Source organism: Enterovibrio makurazakiensis (genome assembly GCF_050336585.1).
In the GTDB taxonomy this organism is placed as follows: Bacteria; Pseudomonadota; Gammaproteobacteria; order Enterobacterales; family Vibrionaceae; genus Enterovibrio; species Enterovibrio gelatinilyticus.
Genome location: NZ_JAKJSE010000004.1, coordinates 298,268 through 318,137 on the forward strand (window position 1 = coordinate 298,268; position 19,870 = coordinate 318,137).

Genomic DNA, 19,870 nt, shown 5'->3' on the forward strand with positions numbered 1-19,870 from the left:
AGCCCGAAGGCTCCCTTTTTCGTAAATCACAAATCCTGTGAGACTAAACGTTGGGTATTACCAAACGTCTTTGTCGATCTCTTTATCGAGTTTCGGGAATTGAGTACGGTCGAAAGTCGGGGTTTTACCCGCTTTACGTTGTGCTTCGTAGTCTTTCAACAGGGCAAATGCCACACCCGATAGGCCTAAGATGGCCACCAAGTTGATGATTGCCATCATACCCATGGACAAGTCGGCAAAGGCCCATACCGTTGGTAGGTCAACAACAGCACCCACCACAACCATTGCAAGTACCGCAACGCGATAGATATTTATCGCCAGTTTGCTTTTGAAGATGTACTCGATGTTTGATTCGCCATAAGAGTAGTTGGCAATCAAAGAGGTAAAGGCAAACAGCAGAATGGCAATGGCAATGAAGCCTGCGCCCCAAGGGCCTACTTCGGTGACCAGCGCCGCTTGCGTTAGCGCGATTCCTGTCACACCACTTTCAGTGTCTAACATGCCTGATAGCAAGATAATAGACGCTGTCGCGGTACAGATGACGATCGTGTCAATAAACACGCCCAGCATTTGTACATAGCCTTGTGCTGCCGGGTGGTTTGGACGCGTAGATGCAGTTGCAGCAGCATTTGGCGCAGAACCCATACCGGCTTCGTTCGAGAACAAACCGCGTTTAATACCTTGCATCATTGCAGCACCAATGGCACCGCCAGCCGCTTGCTCAAAGCCCAGCGCACTTTTGACGATGGTTGCAAAGATTTCAGGCAGAACGCCGATATTAATCGCAATCACGTAAACGGCAACAATCAGGTAGCCGATTGCCATGAATGGCACAACCAGTTCTGCAACGCGTGCGACTGAGCGCATACCGCCAAAGATAATAGGCGCCACACCAACAGCAAGGATAATACCGACCCAAGTGTTATCAGTGCCAAACGCAGTGTTCATAGCAGCGGCAATAGAATTTGATTGAACACCGTTAAATGCTAAGCCAAACGCCACGATCAAGCATATTGCAAATGCAATACCTAACCAACGTTGGCCTAAGCCTTTCTCGATATAATAAGCGGGACCGCCGCGGAAGGTGTTGTCATCGTGATTCACTTTGTACGCTTGCGCCAAAGTAGATTCGATGAAGCTGGTGGACATGCCGACAAGTGCTGTCACCCACATCCAAAATACTGCACCAGGACCACCAAGGTAGATAGCGACGGCAACGCCTGCCATATTACCCGTGCCTACGCGTGCAGCAAGGCTTGTACTAAATGCTTGGAATGAAGATATACCTCCATTAGCGCCTTGGCGGCTGTCTTTGATGAGGGAGAACATGTGCCCAAATGAGCGGAATTGAATGAAACCAGTGCGAAGCGTGAAGTAGATACCTGCACCGATCAATAGGTAAATCAGTACGCTTCCCCATAGTAAGCCATTCCCGGCATCAACAAAGGAAACGAATCGTTCTTTTAGTTCCATCATAACAAACTCTACTGTCGTCAAAAATAAATAGGCAGCGGAGTGATAAGGAGGTGACAAGGGTTTTGAAACATCCTTTCCAGCTCGCTACCCCGAGTGCATAAACGTCACTCTGGCGACGCTTCCTTGCAGAGATTCTTGGTCCGTAGCGGTGCGCGTCTGTTGCGCTATCTCCAAATCCTTTTGAGCATATCCCTACGGCCAGCTTAACTAATGAGCTAATGCGCAATAGATACAAAGCGGCAGGATAATACTTCACATTCGGTGATTGAGCATCAGAAAATTTCAATATTTGGTCACTATTCAACCAAATGAGGAGGTTTTGTGGTTAAAAAGCAACACAAATGATAACACTGATTAACATGGGGAGGTTGGTGTGACTTTTATATCATTCTTGTGCGCTGTCAGCGACGTGTTGCTAACAGCAGCTGTGTATGAGTGAAGGCAATCCGGGGGAGGGTAGAACGCTAGTTGTTTTGACCTTGTGCTTTCTTCTCGAAATCAGCCCTAACGATATCTAGTGCCTTCAATACGGTTTCTGGAGCGACCTTATTGCTTTCAAGCAAATAGATAAGATCGACGGCGAGTTTTATGTCGTCAGGGGCTTGCTCTAATCCAGTTTTGCTCATCTCTATTATGTTCCGCTAAGTGGGTAGTATGTCTGTAAGGCTGAAAGCACTAGTTCAGCATGAAGCGGAACGAGCGTCTCTTGGTCGGTACGATACCCCCCTCCAATCACTGCGGCAACGGGAATTTGATGGTCTTGGCATGCAGAGAATACCGCTTGGTCTCGCTGACCAATGCCAGATTGACAGACTGATAGATAACCCAGTTCATCATCCACGTGAATATCTACCCCAGCATCATAGATCACCATGTCAGGTTGGTGTTGGGCGAGAGCGATAGTCAGACAGGGCAAAAACTCGCGCAGGTAACTGTCACTGTCTGTGCCAATAGGTAAGGGTAAGTCGATATCCGATTCAGGCTTACGAGAGGGAAAATTCTTATCACAATGTACAGACAAGGTGATGATGTCAGATCTGTTTTTTGCTAGCGCTGCTGTCCCATCGCCTTGATGGACATCGCAATCCACAATCATGACTTTTTCAATATGCGGATATGACAAGGCGTGATTTGCGGCAAGAATCAAATCGTTGAATAGGCAAAAGCCGCTACCAAAATCATAATGGGCATGGTGATAGCCTCCCGTAAGATGAATAGCGACACCGTGTTCAATGGCTTTATCCACGGTTAGTGTCGTCCCTCCAAGGGAAGTCAGTGATCGATGTATTAAGTTTTTGCTCCAAGGAAATCCGATACGACGCATTTTCACCAGTGGAAGCTCACCCGACATCAGTGCATTGACATAGTCAGGGTCATGAATAGATTTTAACGTGTCACTGTTCAACAACGTAGGTTCGAACGTTTCAACTGGCCAGCGCTCATTATCAATGTGAGTTTTGAGCAATTGGTACTTTTGAAGCGGGTAACGGTGCCCGTCTGGTAGCGGAAAATTGGAATAAATCGGATGATAAATAACAGGTAACATCATATAGGTAGCTACCCTTTCTTTTCTCTAAAAGTAATACGCGCTTCGATTTTCTTTTTCGATTCACGGCAACGCGCTAATCGGCTTTCTGCCACTAACAAACTTTTTTGCGCGTGCTGTTGCTGCGCAATGGTCTGACTATGTGCCATGTTGGATTCGGCATCGCGAACCATATCGGCAAGGCGTCGTTCCCACTCTTGATGTTGAGCAAGCTCTTGATATAGCTGGCCCGTTGATGTGCCGAATTTTGGAGCAAAGCTCCTTTCTTTTTGACGAATGGATACGGTGGCAATCTCTCGTTGCAGCGCACTGACTTGGTTTACTAGGCGCTCACAAAGATGTTCGGCGCGCATGGCAGAGAGTTTGCCGCTCGATTGCTCTCGCTCCAAGGTGTCGACCACACTTTTAGATTCGGCAACGCATGGGGTAAGCAAGCGAGCAAGGCAGTTAAACAATCGCTCATCGAAAAGCGGCTTGATGCCTTCTCCTCGGCGTCTATCAATCTCTGCAGCTTGTAATCCTAACGCGTGGAGTTGTTCTTTTATTGGGGATAAATCCATGACAATTCTCAATCGAAAATGGCAGACTAAAACCACGCATCAATAGCGAGTTTTACTGACAGTATCACGACAACGGTGATGAACACAGGGCGAATAAAAGCGCTACCAAAACGGATGGCGGAGTGTGCGCCAATGTAGGCGCCAGCCATTAGGCACACGCCCATGGTTAGGCCAATAGCCCAATTCACATGTCCCAAAATAATAAATGTAACAAGAGAGGTGATGTTGCTGGTGAAATTCATGGCTTTTGCCAAACCGGATGACAGCAGCATATTCATCTTGTACATCGACATTGATGAGACCACCCAAAATGCCCCGGTTCCTGGCCCTACCACGCCATCATAAAAACCTAGTGATAATCCTTGTCCCCACTGTTTGGTGTTGAGTTTAGGGTCATCTTTTGGCAGTCGATGATTTTCCACTTTTGATGGAGGGCGACAGATTGTATAAATAGCAATGATAAGGATGATCAGAGGCAGTGCTTTTTCAAGCCATACCGTACTGATGACGTCTACCAATAAGGTACCGAGCACGGCGCCAATCAATGTTGCAAAGAACGCGTGTCGCCAAAATGAGGGAGAAAAAAGTTTTTTTCGATAGTACGTAACGGCGGCTGTTGATGAGGCGAATGTTGCAGCGAGCTTGTTGGTACCCAAAGCAATGTGTGGTGGTAAGCCAATAGAAAGCAATGCAGGAACGGTTAACATACCGCCTCCGCCAGCCACTGCGTCAATAAAGCCCGCGGCAAATGCCACCATGGCCAGAATGGCGATGGTGGAAGGTTCAAGAATTTCAAGCATGAAAGTTGGGCTCAATAAGGGTGGTTAATATTCAATGACACGTTTGAATGGCGGTAAAGCATCAAGCAGTGATTTACCGTAGCGACGGTTAACAACGCGTCGATCTAGCAAGACGACACGACCAGAATCACTCTCTTTGCGTAGCAATCTACCTGCTGATTGTATTAGCTTTTTACTCGCTTCAGGAACAGAAATTTGCAAAAACGGATTCCCGCCTTTTCTTTCTATATATTCAGCATGTGCCTCTTCCACTGGAGATGTCGGTACCGCAAAGGGAATTTTGGTGATAATCAAATTTGTGAGCTGGTCACCGGGTAAATCCAAACCTTCGGAAAAGCTCCCTGTTCCAAAGAGAATGCTGACTTTGCCGTCCTTACAACAGCGTCTATGTGCATCAAGGGTGACAGTGCGAGAGGCTTCTCCTTGTATATGGAGGTGCCAACCATTCTTTTTGATTTGGGCACGCATTTTCTCGGCCACTTGGTTCATCTGCCAATAGGAAGAGAAAAGGACAAGACTGGCGGTTTGCCCCTCTAAGTATTCCAATAAGACATTAGGCAGCATATCTGTAAACCCATCTTGTTGGGGTTCAAACGGCAATGATGGAACAACTAATCGTGCGTTTTCTTGGTAATCAAATGGAGAGGGCAGAGCCAAAAAGCGCGTACCATCGTTCTCATCGAGTCCCACTTGACGACAAAAATAGCTAAATGAATTGAGTGCTCGGAGTGTGGCTGACATAAGCCCAACCCCAGCCGCTCGTGACCAAAGCAATTGGTCAAGACGCCAGCCGATTTCCAGCGGGGAAACATGTACCACCAAATCGTTTTCGCGTTCGGGACATTGTTGTATCCAACGCGCGAGTGGTGCACCCTTGTCTGAATTTGGCTGCGCCATTAAGGTCCATACTTTTTCGAGATTTTCCATTCGCTGAAGGAAGAAAGCGGACTCTGCTAGCAAGGGGTCGGCGATGCGTGAACTGATCTCCCCATCTTTTAAACGCTCTGAGACTAAATCGTGAAGCTTTGCTTGGGATTGATGGGCTTTTTTTACGGCTTTTTGTAGCTCTTTCGCTTCGGTGATGAGGCTTTCTGGTAATTCTCCATCTTCAAATCGATAGATACCATCTTTGCTTAAGGGAAGCGATTTCAGCATTTCGCGTACTGAGCGCAAGCCAGGTATGAGAACTTGAATACCTGACTGAAGCGCATCAAGAAAACGGCTACTGCGTTTGATGTCTCCTGCATTCGCAAGTTTAGACGCGGATTGATTGAGTTTCTCCAACCAAGACGCCGCGCCAATCAAACTGGCGGAGGCGGCAGAAAAATCACGAGCAACAATAGGAAGGTGATGTGCCTCATCTATCATGTACAGCGCTTGTTCGGGCTCGGGGAGTATTACGCCACCGCCGAGTTCGAGGTCTGCCATGAGTAGGCTGTGGTTGGCCACCACAACATCGGCTTTGTCGAGAAACTCACGGGCTTTCGCAAAAGGGCAGCCTCGGTGTGCGCTGAGCCCTGAATGACAGGTGTGTTTATCTGAGACAATGCTCATCCAAACGGTGTCGGGAATGGCTTTGGGCCAGTTGTCTCTATCGCCATCCCATTTTCCGCGAGAATAGGCTTTGTACATATCGTTGATTAAATCGATATCAGACTTTTTAGGTTTTTTTTCAAAAAGTGCTTGTTGCCCAAAGCCCTCTGCACTTGCTGCTCCCGCCAGTTTCTCACCACAACAATAGCGTTGACGGCCCTTAGCCAGAACAAAACTAAACTCTTTCGGAACAATACGTCTAAACAACGGCAAGTCTTTTTCGACTAACTGCTCCTGCAACGCGACAGTCGCGGTTGAGATCACCACTTTCTTATTATTGTTTAATGCAAAAGGTATGGCCCCCATTAGGTAAGCCATTGACTTTCCGATCCCCGTCCCAGCTTCTGCAACCATGATTCTGCGTTTTGGGTTGTACTCGCCCGCAAGGGTTTTTGCCAACTCAGCTACGAGATAATTTTGCGCCTTCCTTGGAATAAAATTCTGCAACTGAGCTTTCAAATTCTCGTAGCTGCAACGGATGTCTTTTTTAACTGATGGACTAAGCATGGAGGACACATAAAGGTAACGGGAACCGCATTATATCACGGTCGGAGAATGTGAATGAGTTCAAGTATTCGATGATTAGTTTTTTGTTTTGAGATTTAGATCACGAATATGAGTTGAACTAATATTAGCTATCACTATGAAAAACATAGTTAATGCCATTCACTGCATGAATGAGGTGTTGGCGATATATTATCCTGTAATTTAGATTATATTTGCTATATTTCAGTTTAAAAGACTGATTGAGTAATGCGATCAAGTTTGCAGAAATTTTACATTTCCATTTAATTACTGTGATGTCACTCGAGGGTGTTTGCCTATATATCTGTATTTAAATGTTTTTTTGTTTTTTTGATATTGTTTTTTGTGGATTTGACAGATTTTAGATTTCTCTGCACTCTAAGTTTCGAAGTTAAAGCGTATTTGTTGCAGGGTTTTTGTGACGCTGTGACAAGTACAAATATAAAAGGGATCCTGGAACAGGAATTCCATTCTAATAAAGAAAAGGCAGTGGATTAACATGAAAAAGACAATTCTAGCTATGGCAGTTCCAGCTCTTCTGGTTGCAGGCGCAGCAAACGCAAGTGTAAACCTGTACGATGCAGACGGTGTTGTTGTAGATATCGCTGGTGCAGCTGAAATTCAGTACATTAACAAGTATGATGCAAGAGCTAAGGGTGCTGATGGAAATGACCCATACCTTCGCATAGATGATGCTGATTTGATCCTTACCACGTCTATTGCTGTAAATGATAGCCTTGACGCTGTTGCAGGTATGGGCTTCAAATATGAAGGCGATACAAATGACACTGGCGGTGTAGAAAGCGATGAGCTTTACGTTGGTCTTGGTGGTGATTTCGGTACATTGACGTTTGGTCGTCAATTACTGATTTCTGATGATGCTGGTAACGCAAAAGATCATGAGTTAGGCACTGAGCAAATTAACTTTGTTCAAACAAGTGGCGCGCAAGTTATCAAGTGGGTCTACGACAACGGCACATTTTATGCTGGTGCAAACATCGATTTGGATTCAGATATCGCTAAGGGTCAAGATGGTCGCCAAATCATTGGTGGTAGACTAGGCGCTCGCGTTGATGCATTAGATGCTCGCGTATACCTATACGATGGTGAAAAGTTGACTGCATCAAGTTTTGCCCCGACTGGTACAACTCTTGAAGACGTTTCTGGTTTCAACTTAGAAGCTGACTATGATCTCGGCGCGTTTGATCTTTCGGCCGCTTATGGTGTGCTAGAGTATAAAGATAGTGCTGCGAAATCAAACAAGAATGATGTTGACGTTTGGCAGATTTCTGGTGGCTACCAAGCAGATGAGCAAACGTATTTTGCTTTAGGCTTTGATATGGTTGATAGCGACAAGGCTGGTAACTACAACAAATATGAAGGCAATAGCCTGTACGCTAACGTGACTTATAAACTTGCAACTAATGCGAAAGTTTATGCGGAAATTGGTACAGCTGATGTTAAGAAAGATGGCGTAGACCAAGATACCGATACAGGTTATGTAGTTGGTATGGAAGTTAAATTCTAAGTTATAGCCTTAGAAATATACTTTATGAAGCCGCCAGATTGGCGGCTTTTCCAGTTTAGGGGATATTTGTAATGAAAATGTTGATGGTTGGACTTCTTGCCTTGTCTAGTATTGCGGGGGCTACTGAAATTACTGCAAAAAATGGTGTTGAATTCCTTGTTATCAATGGAAAAAACGTCAAAGACCTTGCTGATGATGGCGACAGGCGTTTGGATTTGACTCCAGGCCATTATCAGATAGTTGCTCGATATGATGATGAGGTTAAGCGAGGAGCTAAAGGTGTTATTTTCACCTCAAAACCTTACGTTATAGATTTGGAAGTTGCTAATGACAGTATGGCTTTGGTCGTGCCTAAATTTAAGTTCGAGAGTCAAGCTATCGCTTTTTTCAGAGACCCTGAATGGAAGATACAATCTATCGCTACGGGGAAATCCAAGATAATTCCGAGTGTTTTAATGACTGGAAGCGGTTTTGGTTCTTACAATAATATGGAAGATGCAGTCGCTAAATATAATCGAAAAAATGGAATTATCATTGAAGGTGGCGAAGCTAAAGATTTAGAAGATGTTTTGGTCAACATTGACGAAAAAGGTAATGTTGATATCACTGGCGATGCGGGGACACAACTTAAGCTTTGGTATACAAAAGCCACCAATGAAGAAAAGAAAGCATTTAAACGTTGGATGATTGATCAAGACTTTTGATTGAACTGAATTACGCAGTAAGCACTAGAAAGAGCCTCTAGCAAGAGGCTTTTTCATGATGGTAGCGACTGTGTGAACGACAGGCTCTGCAGCGAATTTCTGCAGGATCAGATTGCACGTCTTCTAGCTCAATCAACTCTTCGCAGTCTGCACAGAGCCCATAGAGACCTGTGTGGATTGCACAAAGTGCCGCATCAATTTTCTCAAGGCGTAAGCCATCTTCATGCAGAGAGTCACTTTCTCTTCTACATAGTTTAATCAGATGTGCGGTAGGCACATTTGATACATCTAATCCGGTTAGTGTTATTAACGCATCTTCCAATCTGCTACGAACGGTTTCTTTCTCATTTATGAGCTTTTTTTGTAGCTGTGCTACGATTTCTATATCAAGCATGGTGATGTCTCGGTGTGCGTTATCAGCCAAGTAGTGTAGCTAATCACGATGTTCATGCTCTGATATATATCAAGACAACGCCGATAAACCCTGATGTTTGTCGGTATTTAGCGCGGTAGTAAACGGGTATATTGTCAGGCCACTCAATACATTTTGAAGTTGAAAGGATGCAAACGATGGATGAGAACTATAAAGACCCGTTTAACGCCGTATATTTTCTGGGTATGGTTGCAGTGCTGTTGATTCCAACATTACCAGCGACCCTGACCTGGATTGGCATGCTGAGCAGATAATCTGCAAGCAGGGGGAAGCGTGCAACTCTCTTTAAAACGATTTCTACTGATTGTTATTGGATGGATATCTGTGGTTTTAGGGGTATTGGGTATCTTCCTCCCGTTACTGCCAACAACGCCTTTTATGTTGTTAGCAAGTGCTTGCTTCATGCGTGGTTCACCTCGGATCGCTGCGTGGCTTCATCAACACCCGACGTTTGGGCCCATCATTTGTAATTGGAATGAGCACCGCGCGATTGATCGTAAAATTAAGCGACGTGCTAATGTTTTCATCGTATTGAGCTTCACCCTTTCTGTCGCAGTCGTTCCTGAACTTTGGCATAAATGCATGTTGATTGTGATGGCCTGCGTGCTTTTAACGTGGTTTAACCGTTTGCGTGAAATCGAACCTGTTGCCCACGTCCCCGAAAATACATAACATGGCGGTTTCGTCCCCGTTGTCTGGCGGAGCGTCATGGCATATTGCAATGCACTCAAGCTCTGGACTTATGTAATGGGACATACACGACTTCCTGATTATTCTGGAAGCCACTTATCGTGGTGAGCAGTTATTATGAGCCAAGACAAAATCGCATTTATCAAAGACAGCATCAAAAGCATTCCTGATTATCCTAAGCCAGGCATTATTTTCCGAGACATCACCAGCTTGATGGAAAATGCAGAAGCCTATCAAACAACGATTGCACTGTTGGTTGAAAAGTATCGTGACCAAGGTTTCACAAAAATTGTCGGTACAGAGGCTCGTGGCTTCTTGTTTGGTGCGCCTCTTGCACTTGAATTAGGCGTAGGTTTTGTGCCTGTTCGTAAGCCGGGCAAACTTCCTCGCGAAGTCATCAGTGAAAGCTATGAGTTGGAATACGGTGTAGATACCTTAGAAATTCATGTCGATGCGATTCAATCGGGTGACAAAGTGCTAATGGTTGACGACTTGTTGGCAACGGGCGGTACCATTGAAGCGACGACGAAACTTATCCGTCGCTTAGGTGGCGAAGTGGCTCATGCTGCATTCATTATTAACCTGCCAGAGATTGGCGGAGAAGCGCGTCTTGAAGCGCTAGGTTTGGATGTTTACAGCTTGTGCGAGTTTGACGGTCACTAATTGCCCGATTGAACCTGTATTGAGAGAAGAGCGTGATCGTCAGGATCGCGCTCTTTTTGTGTCTGTGCTAGGATTGCGGAAGATTATCGCCAGAATTTATAACGCATGAGTTATCAGGTATTAGCCCGAAAATGGCGTCCGCATCAGTTTCGTGATGTGGTCGGCCAATCACACGTTCTGACTGCGTTGGCTAACGCGTTAGATCATAATCGATTGCACCACGCTTACTTGTTTAGCGGTACGCGAGGTGTGGGTAAAACAACGATTGCCCGCATCTTTGCAAAGGGACTGAACTGTGAGCAGGGTGTAACTTCTACCCCGTGTGGTGTTTGTTCGACGTGTCAGGAAATTGATCAAGGACGCTTTGTCGATCTCATGGAGATTGATGCTGCGTCACGCACCAAGGTCGAAGATACGCGCGACTTACTTGATAACGTTCAATACAAGCCTGCCCGTGGACGCTACAAAGTCTATTTGATAGACGAAGTGCACATGCTGTCTCGACACAGTTTCAATGCGTTGCTAAAAACGCTGGAAGAGCCGCCTGAGTACGTTAAATTCCTGCTCGCAACGACCGATCCTCAAAAGCTTCCCGTGACCATTCTGTCTCGTTGTCTTCAGTTTCATCTGAAGCACCTTGACGGAACTCAGATCAAAGATCAGCTAACACATGTGTTAGAACAAGAAGCAGTGCCTGCCGAGCCACGAGCGCTGTCGCTGATTGCACGTGCAGCCGAAGGCAGTATGCGTGATGCGCTTTCTCTTACCGATCAGGCTATTGCACTCGGCAATGGGTCAGTGATCGAACAGCAAGTCACCGAAATGCTTGGAACGCTGAGCACGGATCAAGCGCTTCTTTTGTTGGAGGCACTTGCTGAAGGCAATGCTGATCATGTGATGCAGTGTTTGACGCATCTAGCAGAAGTGGGTGTTGAGTGGGACGGGTTGCTAAAAGAAATCGCGTCACAGCTTCATCGTGTTGCAATGGCACAAGCGTTGCCAGAATCTGTTGATGCATCATCACCAGATGCCGAGCGCGTGTTGCTCTTGGCGCAAACGCTATCTCCGCAAGATGTTCAATTGTTCTACCAAATCACATTGCAAGGCCGTCAGGATTTGCCGTACGCACCGGATGGGCGTGCAGGTTTAGAGATGGTGCTGCTTCGATTACTGGCGTTTCGACCAGTCACTTCGTTGCAGTTTGAGCCTTCGATGATAGCCGTGCCAGCGACAGAACCGACAATCCAAGGTTCTGTTTCGCCGTCTGCTCCTGCTTCCGCTGCACATAATCCAGCGCAAGACCGATTGGCATCATTAAAAGCGCAAGTCGCATCGAGCAGAACGCCACAGCCGGCGCACACACCTCAGCCTGCACCTGCACAGCCGCCGTTGGCACCTGTGCCTCAAACCGCGCCAACAAATATCGTTGAACCTCTCGAGGCTAAAGCGCCCGCGCAAACAGGGGCAACGCAACATCAAACGGTATCGCAACCACAAGTGCCGCAGTATCAAGAAGACCCGCAACTGTCATCGCACTTAGCGGCGATGGAGCAAGATGCTCAGCGAGAATATGACCAAGATGTCTATCACCCTCAGGGGCAAGACTCTGCAGGTATGTCGTCTCAACAGTCCCAGCCGCAGAGCAATGCCTCTCAAACACCGGCATCATCGAATTCTGCGCCACAAGGCGGTTCGTCAGCGGGGAATTTGCTGGCCGCTCGAAACATGCTAAGAAGTCGTGTTCGTCAGCAAGAGGGCCAATCGCCAAAAAAGGGTAAATCGGTATCGGCTGGCAGCGATTCGCTGTCAGTGATGGAAAGGATCGCGGCAAAACATAAACCCGCCGATCCAACAAAGTTCCAAGCTGCGTCGATGCCGACAACTGATCTGAATGTGGGTGATGATGCGTATCGTTGGAAGCCGACCAAGCTTACGCCTGTGGCCGAAAAAGTCGTTATCACTCCAGAAAAGATCAAACGAGCACTGGCACATGAACGCACGCCGGAAATGCGCGAAAAGCTGGAAAAAGAATCGATAGAGCAAGATACTTGGAGTCAGATCGCCAATGCGCTTGATGTCCCTCGTCTTGTGAAGCAAATGGCACTCAATGCGTCGATGGAACAAGAGGGTCAACAGATCCATCTTTCATTGCGCGCTGAGCAAGAGCATTTGAACACTGAAAAATCACACTCGGTGCTTTGCGAAGCATTGAGTGAGCAGCTTGGGTATCCCGTCACTCTTTCTGTTGAAGTGGGAGTGAAAGGAACGACGCCATTGGAATGGCGAGACAAGCTGTATACAGAGAAATTGACTCAGGCGAGTCAGAATTTGACTGAGGATCCAAATGTTCTCTTTATTTGCCAACGTTTTTCGGCAGAGATTGATGAAGAAAGCATTCGACCAATATAACCCCCTAAGAGGCCGTTAATCTCGAAACGAATTCTTTGCCACGCACGCGTTGTCTTGTCTGAATGCAAGTGTGGCTTTGAGCTAAGAAAGAGAAACCGTAAGGTAAACGGCCCACAGTGAAAAGAGAGAAAATTATGTTTGGTAAAGGCGGAATGGGCAACCTGATGAAGCAAGCGCAGCAAATGCAAGAGCGCATGCAGAAGATGCAGGAAGAAATTGCAAACATGGAAGTGACCGGTGAAGCAGGCGCAGGCCTTGTTAAAATCACCATCACTGGCAGCCACAGCGTTCGTCGTGTTGAGATCGATGAAAGCCTGATGGAAGATGAAAAAGACATGCTGGAAGACTTGATTGCGGCAGCATTCAATGACGCGGCGCGTCGCGTAGAAGAAGCACAAAAAGAAAAAATGGGCGATGTGACTGGCGGCATGCAGATGCCACCAGGCTTTAAAATGCCTTTCTAACGATTATCGTTACGTATTATGCGTACAAGCCAACTGCTTGAACAATTGATGGAGTCACTACGTTGTCTGCCGGGTGTAGGCCCGAAATCAGCCCAACGTATGGCGTTTCATCTTCTACAGCGCAATCGACAGGGCGGTGTGAGGCTTTCCGAAGCTCTACAATCCGCAATGACTGACATTGGGCATTGTGGTAAATGTCGTACTTTCACGGAAGAAGAAGAGTGCGCAATTTGTACAAACCCTCGTCGTCAGGAGAATGGTCAAATTTGTGTGGTCGAAAGTCCTGCTGATATTGCAGCGATTGAAGCGACAGGCCAATACTCAGGACGCTACTTTGTGTTGATGGGTCACCTTTCTCCACTCGATGGTATCGGCCCATCTGACATCGGTTTGGATTTGCTGGAAAAACGATTGGCGAAAGAATCAATTTCTGAGCTTATTTTGGCAACTAATCCAACCGTTGAAGGCGAAGCCACTGCGCATTACATCAGTGAGTTATGCGTTGAACATGAGGTTGTTGCTAGCCGAATTGCTCATGGCGTGCCGATGGGCGGAGAGCTGGAACTAGTGGATGGCACCACGCTTTCCCATTCTATTATCGGCAGGCATCGCTTAGGTTGATACTTATATCAATCGGATTGAGCACAGTTAGCATGGCTCCAATTAAAATGGCCGCTTCATTGAAGCGGCCATTTTTTAGTTTTTTTGTCGAGATTAACGATTACGACGATTTACTGTAAAGCACCATGGAACCGTGATTTAAGCTAGTAAGGAGCAACGAACCATCGTTTAGCACATCGATGCGGCGAACTTTTTCTGCCCCCAAGCGATAGAAGGTACGAACCAGCGTTAGATCTTCTTCAGAAAACTCTGTGGTATCACCAGTGGTGACATCTTTGATTTCGCCGAGCTTGAGTTTGAGATAACCGCCACTGACTTCCCACTCCCCAGATTCAGAAACCGACATCACGACTTGAATGTTGTCTGACTCATTCTTCAATATGATCTGAGTGTCTCGTGAGTAAGTGTTATCTGGCAGAAATACCATGTTGCTGTTTTGTTCGGTCGTTGTAAGACCCGTCACATCTCGGTAAGACGACTCTTCAATGTAATTGATGGTACGAGAATTCCAGTGTTTAGATAGCAGCAAATTTGCTGTTCTGAAATCTTCGCCAAGATATACCCAGCAACTCCCTAACAGGGAAAGAAGTAATAGAACAAAAGGGGCAAGACGCTTGATTTGGTCTCTTCTTCGGGTTGTATTCATTAACGACATAACGTGTGACTCTCCTCTTGGCTCGTCAGCAGAACGTAGGTGAGGTTATCGTCCGCGTCGCTTGCACTGTGTATGTAGTTTAATGAGATTTGGTTATCTTGACCGCCTGTCACAATCACTTCATCCAATTCACTGCTCTGGCCATAGAAGCTGATGTATTTTGCAACGCAACGTTCAATCACTGGCTTCCACTGACCAATACGCGCGTTCGTGACGGGGACATAAACAGGGACAGATTGGACGTTGAGGATCTCGTGAAAAGCTTCAGATTTTGGAGTTGAATAAAAATTGAAAGCAAGGGGAACGAGTAGGGCCAAAATTAATGCCGCCCAAGACCCTAAAGGCGTTTTAAATAGGTTTGCAGTAGGTTCTTGTTGTGGACTGTGGTTTGGCGCCTCAGCGGGTTCATCGACTGAGGACTGTGCTGGCGCTGAAGGCATAGCTTCATTGTTTTCCACCACGTCAGCAGGTTGCTCAACCACGATAGTTTCGACCAACACTGGTTCGTCAACATTCGGTATATCGACAACCATTTGGTCATCGTACGCTTCGACAGAGCAAATTACCTGATAACCGCGCTTAGGAACGGTTTTTACAACCATTGGGTTTTTTGTAGAATCTTTTAGGGCTTTTCTCAGCGTTGAAATAGATTGTGTGAGGCTAGAGTCATCAACTTCAAAGCCTTGTTTCCGCCAAACATAGTCATGGATGCGGTTACGGGTCACGATAGCGTGTGGCTCTTCGATGAGAACCATAAGCACTCGGCACTCGTTACTGCCCAATCGGACCAGGTCATCATTTTCATGAAGGTCGATCAATGAGCTTTCACTGGGAGAAAAGACAAAACGCTCTCCCAAAAGGTAACGATTCGATTTATTGATCATTCGATATTTTTTAACCTGCGCGAATTTCAAACTATTTAGGAGGAAAATGTCTGAACTAGAACGAAATTGAAGGAGATTATACTCGAATTGAGAAAAAGACCTCAAGAAATCAAAAAATGAAATTTAGGACTTGAAAAGCCTCGTTCTGACCCTATTTAGAAAGAGCATACCCAAGTAACTTGTGGGGTACCCAGATTAGGTTGCTTCGGTATATATCTAATAGAGCTAAATATTTGTTTGGAGTCACAATGAGCGATCAAGCCACACAACAACAAAAAGAAACACGCGGTTTTCAGTCTGAAGTAAAGCAACTGCTGCACCTCATGATCCACTCACTCTATTCCAACAAAGAGATCTTTTTACGTGAATTGATCTCAAACGCATCTGATGCAGCAGATAAACTGCGTTTTAAAGCGCTGTCTGATTCCGCTTTGTACGAGAGTGATGGTGATCTACGTGTTCGCCTAAGCGTTAACAAAGATGCGGGCACCTTAACCATTGAAGACAATGGTATCGGTATGACGCGTGAAGACGTGATCGAGAATTTGGGAACAATTGCAAAATCCGGCACCGCGGACTTCTTCAAACAGCTTTCTGATGACCAAACCAAAGACAGCCAGCTCATTGGTCAGTTTGGTGTAGGTTTCTATTCTGCGTTTATCGTCGCCGATAAAGTGTCAGTGACGACTCGCGCTGCAGGCGAAGATAGCGCTGAAGCCACACTGTGGGAGTCGGCAGGCGAAGGCGATTACACCATTGAAGGTGTCACTAAAGAAACGCGCGGTACGTCTATCACATTGCACCTTCGTGAAGATGACAAAGAGTTCCTTGATGAATGGCGTCTTCGTGACGTTATCGGAAAATACTCTGACCATATCGGCATTCCGGTTGAAATGTGGACCAAGGAGCGCGATGAAGAAGGCAATGAAACGGATGTTGGCAAGTGGGAGAAAATAAACAAGGCGCAAGCGCTTTGGACCCGAGCTAAATCAGACATCAACGAAGAAGAATACAAAGAGTTTTATAAACACCTGTCGCATGATTTTGCTGATCCACTTCAGTGGAGCCATAACCGTGTGGAAGGTAAGAATGATTACACCAGCTTGCTGTATATCCCATCCAAAGCCCCTTGGGATATGTTCAATCGCGACCACAAACACGGCCTGAAGTTGTATGTTCAGCGAGTGTTTATCATGGATGACGCTGCGCAATTCATGCCGAACTACCTTCGTTTCATTCGTGGTTTGATTGACTCTAACGATCTGCCGCTGAACGTGTCTCGTGAAATTTTGCAAGACAACAAAGTGACGCAAACCTTGCGTAATGCGTGTACGAAACGCGTATTGACCATGCTTGAGCGTTTGGCCAATAACGATGCTGAAAAATACCAAAGCTTCTGGAAAGAATTTGGTCTGGTGTTAAAAGAAGGCCCAGCAGAAGACCACGCTAACAGAGAAAAAGTCGCGGGCTTGTTGCGCTTTGCGTCTTCTACCACCGACAGCAGTGAGCAGACAGTATCGTTGGCTGACTACGTTTCTCGCATGAAAGAAGGGCAAGATAAGATCTACTTCTTAACAGCAGACAGCTATCAGGCGGCGAAAAATAGCCCTCACCTTGAGCAGTTTAAAGCCAAAGGCATCGAAGTTGTTTTGATGTATGACCGCATCGATGAGTGGCTAATGAGCTATTTGCCTGAGTTTGATGGTAAGCAGTTCCAAGCCATCACGAAAGCCGATTTGGATTTGAGTAAGTTTGAAGACGACGCTGAGAAAGAAAAGCGTGAAGAAACGCAAAAAGCGTTTGAATCGGTTGTTGAACGCACGAAAACGTACCTTGGTGAGCGCGTCAAAGATGTTCGCACCACCTTCAAACTATCGGGAACGCCTGCAGTTGTGGTGACTGACGAGTTTGAAATGGGTACGCAGATGGCGAAGCTGTTAGCGGCTGCAGGCCAGCAAGCACCGGAAGTGAAGTACATCTTCGAGCTTAATCCCGAGCATGCGCTGATCAAGCAAATGGCCGATGAAGCCGACGAAGCGGTGTTTGGACGTTGGGTGGAAATGCTACTTGGCCAAGCGATGCTTGCTGAGCGCGGTTCCATCGAAGATCCATCTCAGTTTTTGACTGCGGTGAATCAACTTCTGACTAAAGGCTAATTGCAGCCGATTGGTCGATAGATAAATATGAATCAATGAAGTAAGCCCAGCCGAGTTGCTGGGCTTACTTATGTCCTATACCTAAATTCCCTTGTCGTACGTGCTGCACGGTTTGTTGTGGTACAGAGTGGTAAATGTCAGTGCAATCAGCCTTTAGTGGGAAACCGCTCGAAACGTGCTCTGACGTACTAAAACACAGGACGTGAGGTTGTTTAGGTATCCATAACCGTGTATGTTTCAGGTTTTTGCGAAACGCCAAAGTAAAGAAAGGGGATAACTATGCGCATCATTCTTCTGGGTGCTCCAGGTGCAGGTAAAGGCACACAAGCTCAATTCATCATGGAAAAATACGGAATTCCACAAATTTCTACTGGTGATATGCTGCGTGCTGCAATTAAAGCCGGCACTGAAATGGGCAAACAGGCGAAAGCAGTTATCGACGCAGGTAAGTTGGTATCTGACGATATCATTCTGGGTTTGGTAAAAGAGCGCATCGCGCAGGAAGATTGTGCGAAAGGCTTCTTGTTAGATGGCTTCCCACGCACGATTCCTCAGGCTGATGGCCTAAAAGAAATCGGTGTAAACGTTGACTACGTTCTGGAATTTGACGTTGCTGACAGCGTGATCGTTGAGCGCATGAGTGGTCGTCGTGCTCACCTAGCATCAGGTCGTACTTACCATGTTGTTTACAACCCACCAAAAGTGGAAGGTAAAGATGACGAGACGGGTGAAGATTTGGTGGTTCGTGATGACGACAAGGCAGAAACTGTTTTGGCTCGTCTAGGCGTTTACCATGAGCAAACGTCACCGTTGATTGCTTACTACCAAAAAGAAGCAGAAGCGGGCAACACTCAGTACCTGAAATTCGACGGTACCCAGCAAGTGTCTGACGTTAGCGCTGCAATCGAGAAAGCACTAGGTTAATTCCTACTTTTCGATGCAAAAAGGGCAATCTTAGGGTTGCCCTTTTTTGATCTATTTATTCAGCAGCCAAGTATTGAGATGTTGATGTTTTATGCCGAGAAAGCGCGACTTAACACTCAGTGTTTATCACGCTTTGCCTTTGCTGAGAAACCCGCTAATCTTCGCAAAGACATTTTAGTAATCATGCTCTTGTTAAAGCAGGTTTAAATGGAAAATAACAAAAATAATGTTGGCGTGTTGCTAGCGAATTTAGGGACACCCGAAGCGCCAACAGCAAAAGCAGTCAGTACTTTTCTAAGCGAATTTCTTCATGACCAACGTGTTGTAGACATGACTCGCTGGCTTTGGTGTCCTTTACTGCACGGTATTATCCTTCCCGTTCGTTCGCCTAAAGTGGCAAAACTTTATCAAAGTGTATGGATGGATGAGGGTTCACCGTTGATGGTGCACTCAAAGCGCCAACAAGTCGCCCTTGAAAAAGTGCTGGGTATTCCCGTTGAAATTGGCATGACCTATGGTGCGCCGAGTTTGGCATCGGCGGTAAGTCAATTGCAAGAAAGGGGTTGCGATAAAATTTTGGTGTTGCCGCTTTACCCGCAGTACTCTCGAACCACAACAGCGGCAGTGTTTGATAAGCTGGCGAAATCACTAAAGGATCAGCCAGTGATCCCTGAATTTCGTTTTGTGAATCACTATTACAGTGAAGACAGCTATATTGATGCGCTAGCGCAATCGATAGAAAGCCATTGGGAACTGAACGGCAAGCCAGACATGTTGGTGTGTTCTTATCATGGCATTCCTAAGCGCTATGCTGATAACGGAGACCCATATCGAGAACATTGCCATGAAACGACAGAACGTTTGATTGCTCGATTAAACGCTGACGTGAAAATAAAGACGACATTCCAATCGCGTTTCGGTCGCGAAGAGTGGCTACAACCCTATACTGATAAAACACTAGAGAAACTGCCAAGAGAAGGCGTTAAGCGTCTTGATGTTATCTCTCCTGCTTTTTCGGTTGATTGCCTCGAAACATTGGAAGAGATTGCGGAACAATGTCATGAGAGCTTTATTGAGGCGGGGGGTGAAGAGTTTCATTTTATTCCGTGCTTGAATGATTCCCCTGCACACATCGACATGATGCGTCAGTTAGTGGAACGTCACACCCAGGCTTGGTAGGGTTCAATTGAGAGATTGTTGAGTTTCTATCGCACCAATTTGTACGCTGGATGTTCCCAC

The 19,870-nt window shown here is 46.2% G+C and carries 19 protein-coding genes; 10 read left to right on the forward strand and 9 right to left on the reverse strand.

The window, feature by feature from the left end:
- Positions 1-57 precede the first annotated feature (57 nt).
- The 6 genes from L4D06_RS01420 to dinG form a co-directional block, all read right to left on the reverse strand.
- Positions 58-1,476 carry an alanine/glycine:cation symporter family protein gene (locus L4D06_RS01420; protein WP_274163868.1) on the reverse strand — a complete coding sequence of 473 codons (1,419 nt, stop codon included), beginning with the start codon at positions 1,474-1,476 and terminating at the stop codon, positions 58-60.
- 464 nt (positions 1,477-1,940) lie between these two features.
- On the reverse strand, positions 1,941-2,102 hold the full coding sequence (gene rsmS, locus L4D06_RS01425) for a pleiotropic regulatory protein RsmS (RefSeq protein ID WP_429737625.1): 162 nt from the start codon (positions 2,100-2,102) through the stop codon (positions 1,941-1,943).
- Between the two features lie 5 nt (positions 2,103-2,107).
- Complete coding sequence (locus L4D06_RS01430; protein WP_429737723.1) at positions 2,108-3,022, reverse strand: histone deacetylase family protein; 915 nt, start codon at positions 3,020-3,022, stop codon at positions 2,108-2,110.
- Between the two features lie 11 nt (positions 3,023-3,033).
- Positions 3,034-3,582, reverse strand: coding sequence for a primosomal replication protein (priC, locus tag L4D06_RS01435; RefSeq protein WP_274163866.1), 549 nt, complete (start codon positions 3,580-3,582; stop codon positions 3,034-3,036).
- Positions 3,583-3,608: 26 nt separating this feature from the next.
- The gene (locus L4D06_RS01440) at positions 3,609-4,382 is read right to left on the reverse strand and encodes a sulfite exporter TauE/SafE family protein (RefSeq protein WP_429737626.1); all 774 of its coding nucleotides are present in this window, start codon (positions 4,380-4,382) and stop codon (positions 3,609-3,611) included.
- 24 nt (positions 4,383-4,406) lie between these two features.
- The gene (dinG, locus tag L4D06_RS01445) at positions 4,407-6,482 is read right to left on the reverse strand and encodes an ATP-dependent DNA helicase DinG (protein ID WP_429737627.1); all 2,076 of its coding nucleotides are present in this window, start codon (positions 6,480-6,482) and stop codon (positions 4,407-4,409) included.
- Positions 6,483-6,999: 517 nt separating this feature from the next.
- Here dinG and L4D06_RS01450 point away from each other — a divergent pair.
- Both L4D06_RS01450 and L4D06_RS01455 read left to right on the forward strand, forming a co-directional pair.
- On the forward strand, positions 7,000-8,028 hold the full coding sequence (locus L4D06_RS01450; RefSeq protein ID WP_429737628.1) for a porin: 1,029 nt from the start codon (positions 7,000-7,002) through the stop codon (positions 8,026-8,028).
- 71 nt (positions 8,029-8,099) lie between these two features.
- On the forward strand, positions 8,100-8,732 hold the full coding sequence (locus L4D06_RS01455) for a YccT family protein (protein WP_429737629.1): 633 nt from the start codon (positions 8,100-8,102) through the stop codon (positions 8,730-8,732).
- Between the two features lie 37 nt (positions 8,733-8,769).
- On the opposite strand, the gene L4D06_RS01460 is transcribed toward L4D06_RS01455, so the two are convergent.
- Positions 8,770-9,156 (reverse strand): TraR/DksA family transcriptional regulator, encoded by a 387-nt coding sequence (locus L4D06_RS01460; RefSeq protein WP_429737630.1) that lies wholly within the window; start codon positions 9,154-9,156, stop codon positions 8,770-8,772.
- 282 nt (positions 9,157-9,438) lie between these two features.
- Here L4D06_RS01460 and L4D06_RS01465 point away from each other — a divergent pair, with 282 nt between their 5' ends.
- The 5 genes from L4D06_RS01465 (at position 9,439) to recR (ending at position 14,012) form a co-directional block, all read left to right on the forward strand.
- Positions 9,439-9,837, forward strand: a complete 399-nt coding sequence (locus L4D06_RS01465; protein WP_274163859.1) for a YbaN family protein — start codon at positions 9,439-9,441, stop codon at positions 9,835-9,837.
- Between the two features lie 135 nt (positions 9,838-9,972).
- Complete coding sequence (gene apt, locus L4D06_RS01470) at positions 9,973-10,518, forward strand: adenine phosphoribosyltransferase (RefSeq protein ID WP_274163858.1); 546 nt, start codon at positions 9,973-9,975, stop codon at positions 10,516-10,518.
- A 105-nt stretch (positions 10,519-10,623) separates the two neighbouring features.
- Positions 10,624-12,927, forward strand: coding sequence for a DNA polymerase III subunit gamma/tau (dnaX, locus tag L4D06_RS01475; RefSeq protein ID WP_429737631.1), 2,304 nt, complete (start codon positions 10,624-10,626; stop codon positions 12,925-12,927).
- 134 nt (positions 12,928-13,061) lie between these two features.
- Positions 13,062-13,391: a YbaB/EbfC family nucleoid-associated protein gene (locus L4D06_RS01480; RefSeq protein WP_028024937.1), complete on the forward strand. Its 330-nt coding sequence runs from the start codon at positions 13,062-13,064 to the stop codon at positions 13,389-13,391.
- Between the two features lie 18 nt (positions 13,392-13,409).
- A complete protein-coding gene (recR, locus tag L4D06_RS01485) occupies positions 13,410-14,012 on the forward strand; it encodes a recombination mediator RecR (RefSeq protein WP_274163856.1) in 603 nt (200 codons plus the stop codon).
- A 100-nt stretch (positions 14,013-14,112) separates the two neighbouring features.
- Here recR and L4D06_RS01490 read toward each other — a convergent pair whose 3' ends face one another.
- Together L4D06_RS01490 and L4D06_RS01495 are read right to left on the reverse strand one after the other, a co-directional pair.
- Positions 14,113-14,667, reverse strand: a complete 555-nt coding sequence (locus tag L4D06_RS01490; RefSeq protein ID WP_274163855.1) for a regulatory protein ToxS — start codon at positions 14,665-14,667, stop codon at positions 14,113-14,115.
- Complete coding sequence (locus L4D06_RS01495) at positions 14,658-15,551, reverse strand: winged helix-turn-helix domain-containing protein (RefSeq protein WP_429737632.1); 894 nt, start codon at positions 15,549-15,551, stop codon at positions 14,658-14,660. Before L4D06_RS01495 ends, L4D06_RS01490 begins: the two co-directional genes overlap by 10 nt.
- A gap of 248 nt (positions 15,552-15,799) precedes the next feature.
- On the opposite strand from L4D06_RS01495, the gene htpG reads away from it, so the two are divergent.
- The 3 genes from htpG (at position 15,800) to hemH (ending at position 19,810) form a co-directional block, all read left to right on the forward strand.
- A complete protein-coding gene (gene htpG / locus L4D06_RS01500) occupies positions 15,800-17,707 on the forward strand; it encodes a molecular chaperone HtpG (RefSeq protein WP_429737633.1) in 1,908 nt (635 codons plus the stop codon).
- A 279-nt stretch (positions 17,708-17,986) separates the two neighbouring features.
- Positions 17,987-18,631, forward strand: coding sequence for an adenylate kinase (gene adk, locus L4D06_RS01505; protein ID WP_028024942.1), 645 nt, complete (start codon positions 17,987-17,989; stop codon positions 18,629-18,631).
- Positions 18,632-18,838: 207 nt separating this feature from the next.
- Positions 18,839-19,810, forward strand: coding sequence for a ferrochelatase (gene hemH / locus L4D06_RS01510; RefSeq protein WP_429737634.1), 972 nt, complete (start codon positions 18,839-18,841; stop codon positions 19,808-19,810).
- Positions 19,811-19,870: the final 60 nt, after the last annotated feature.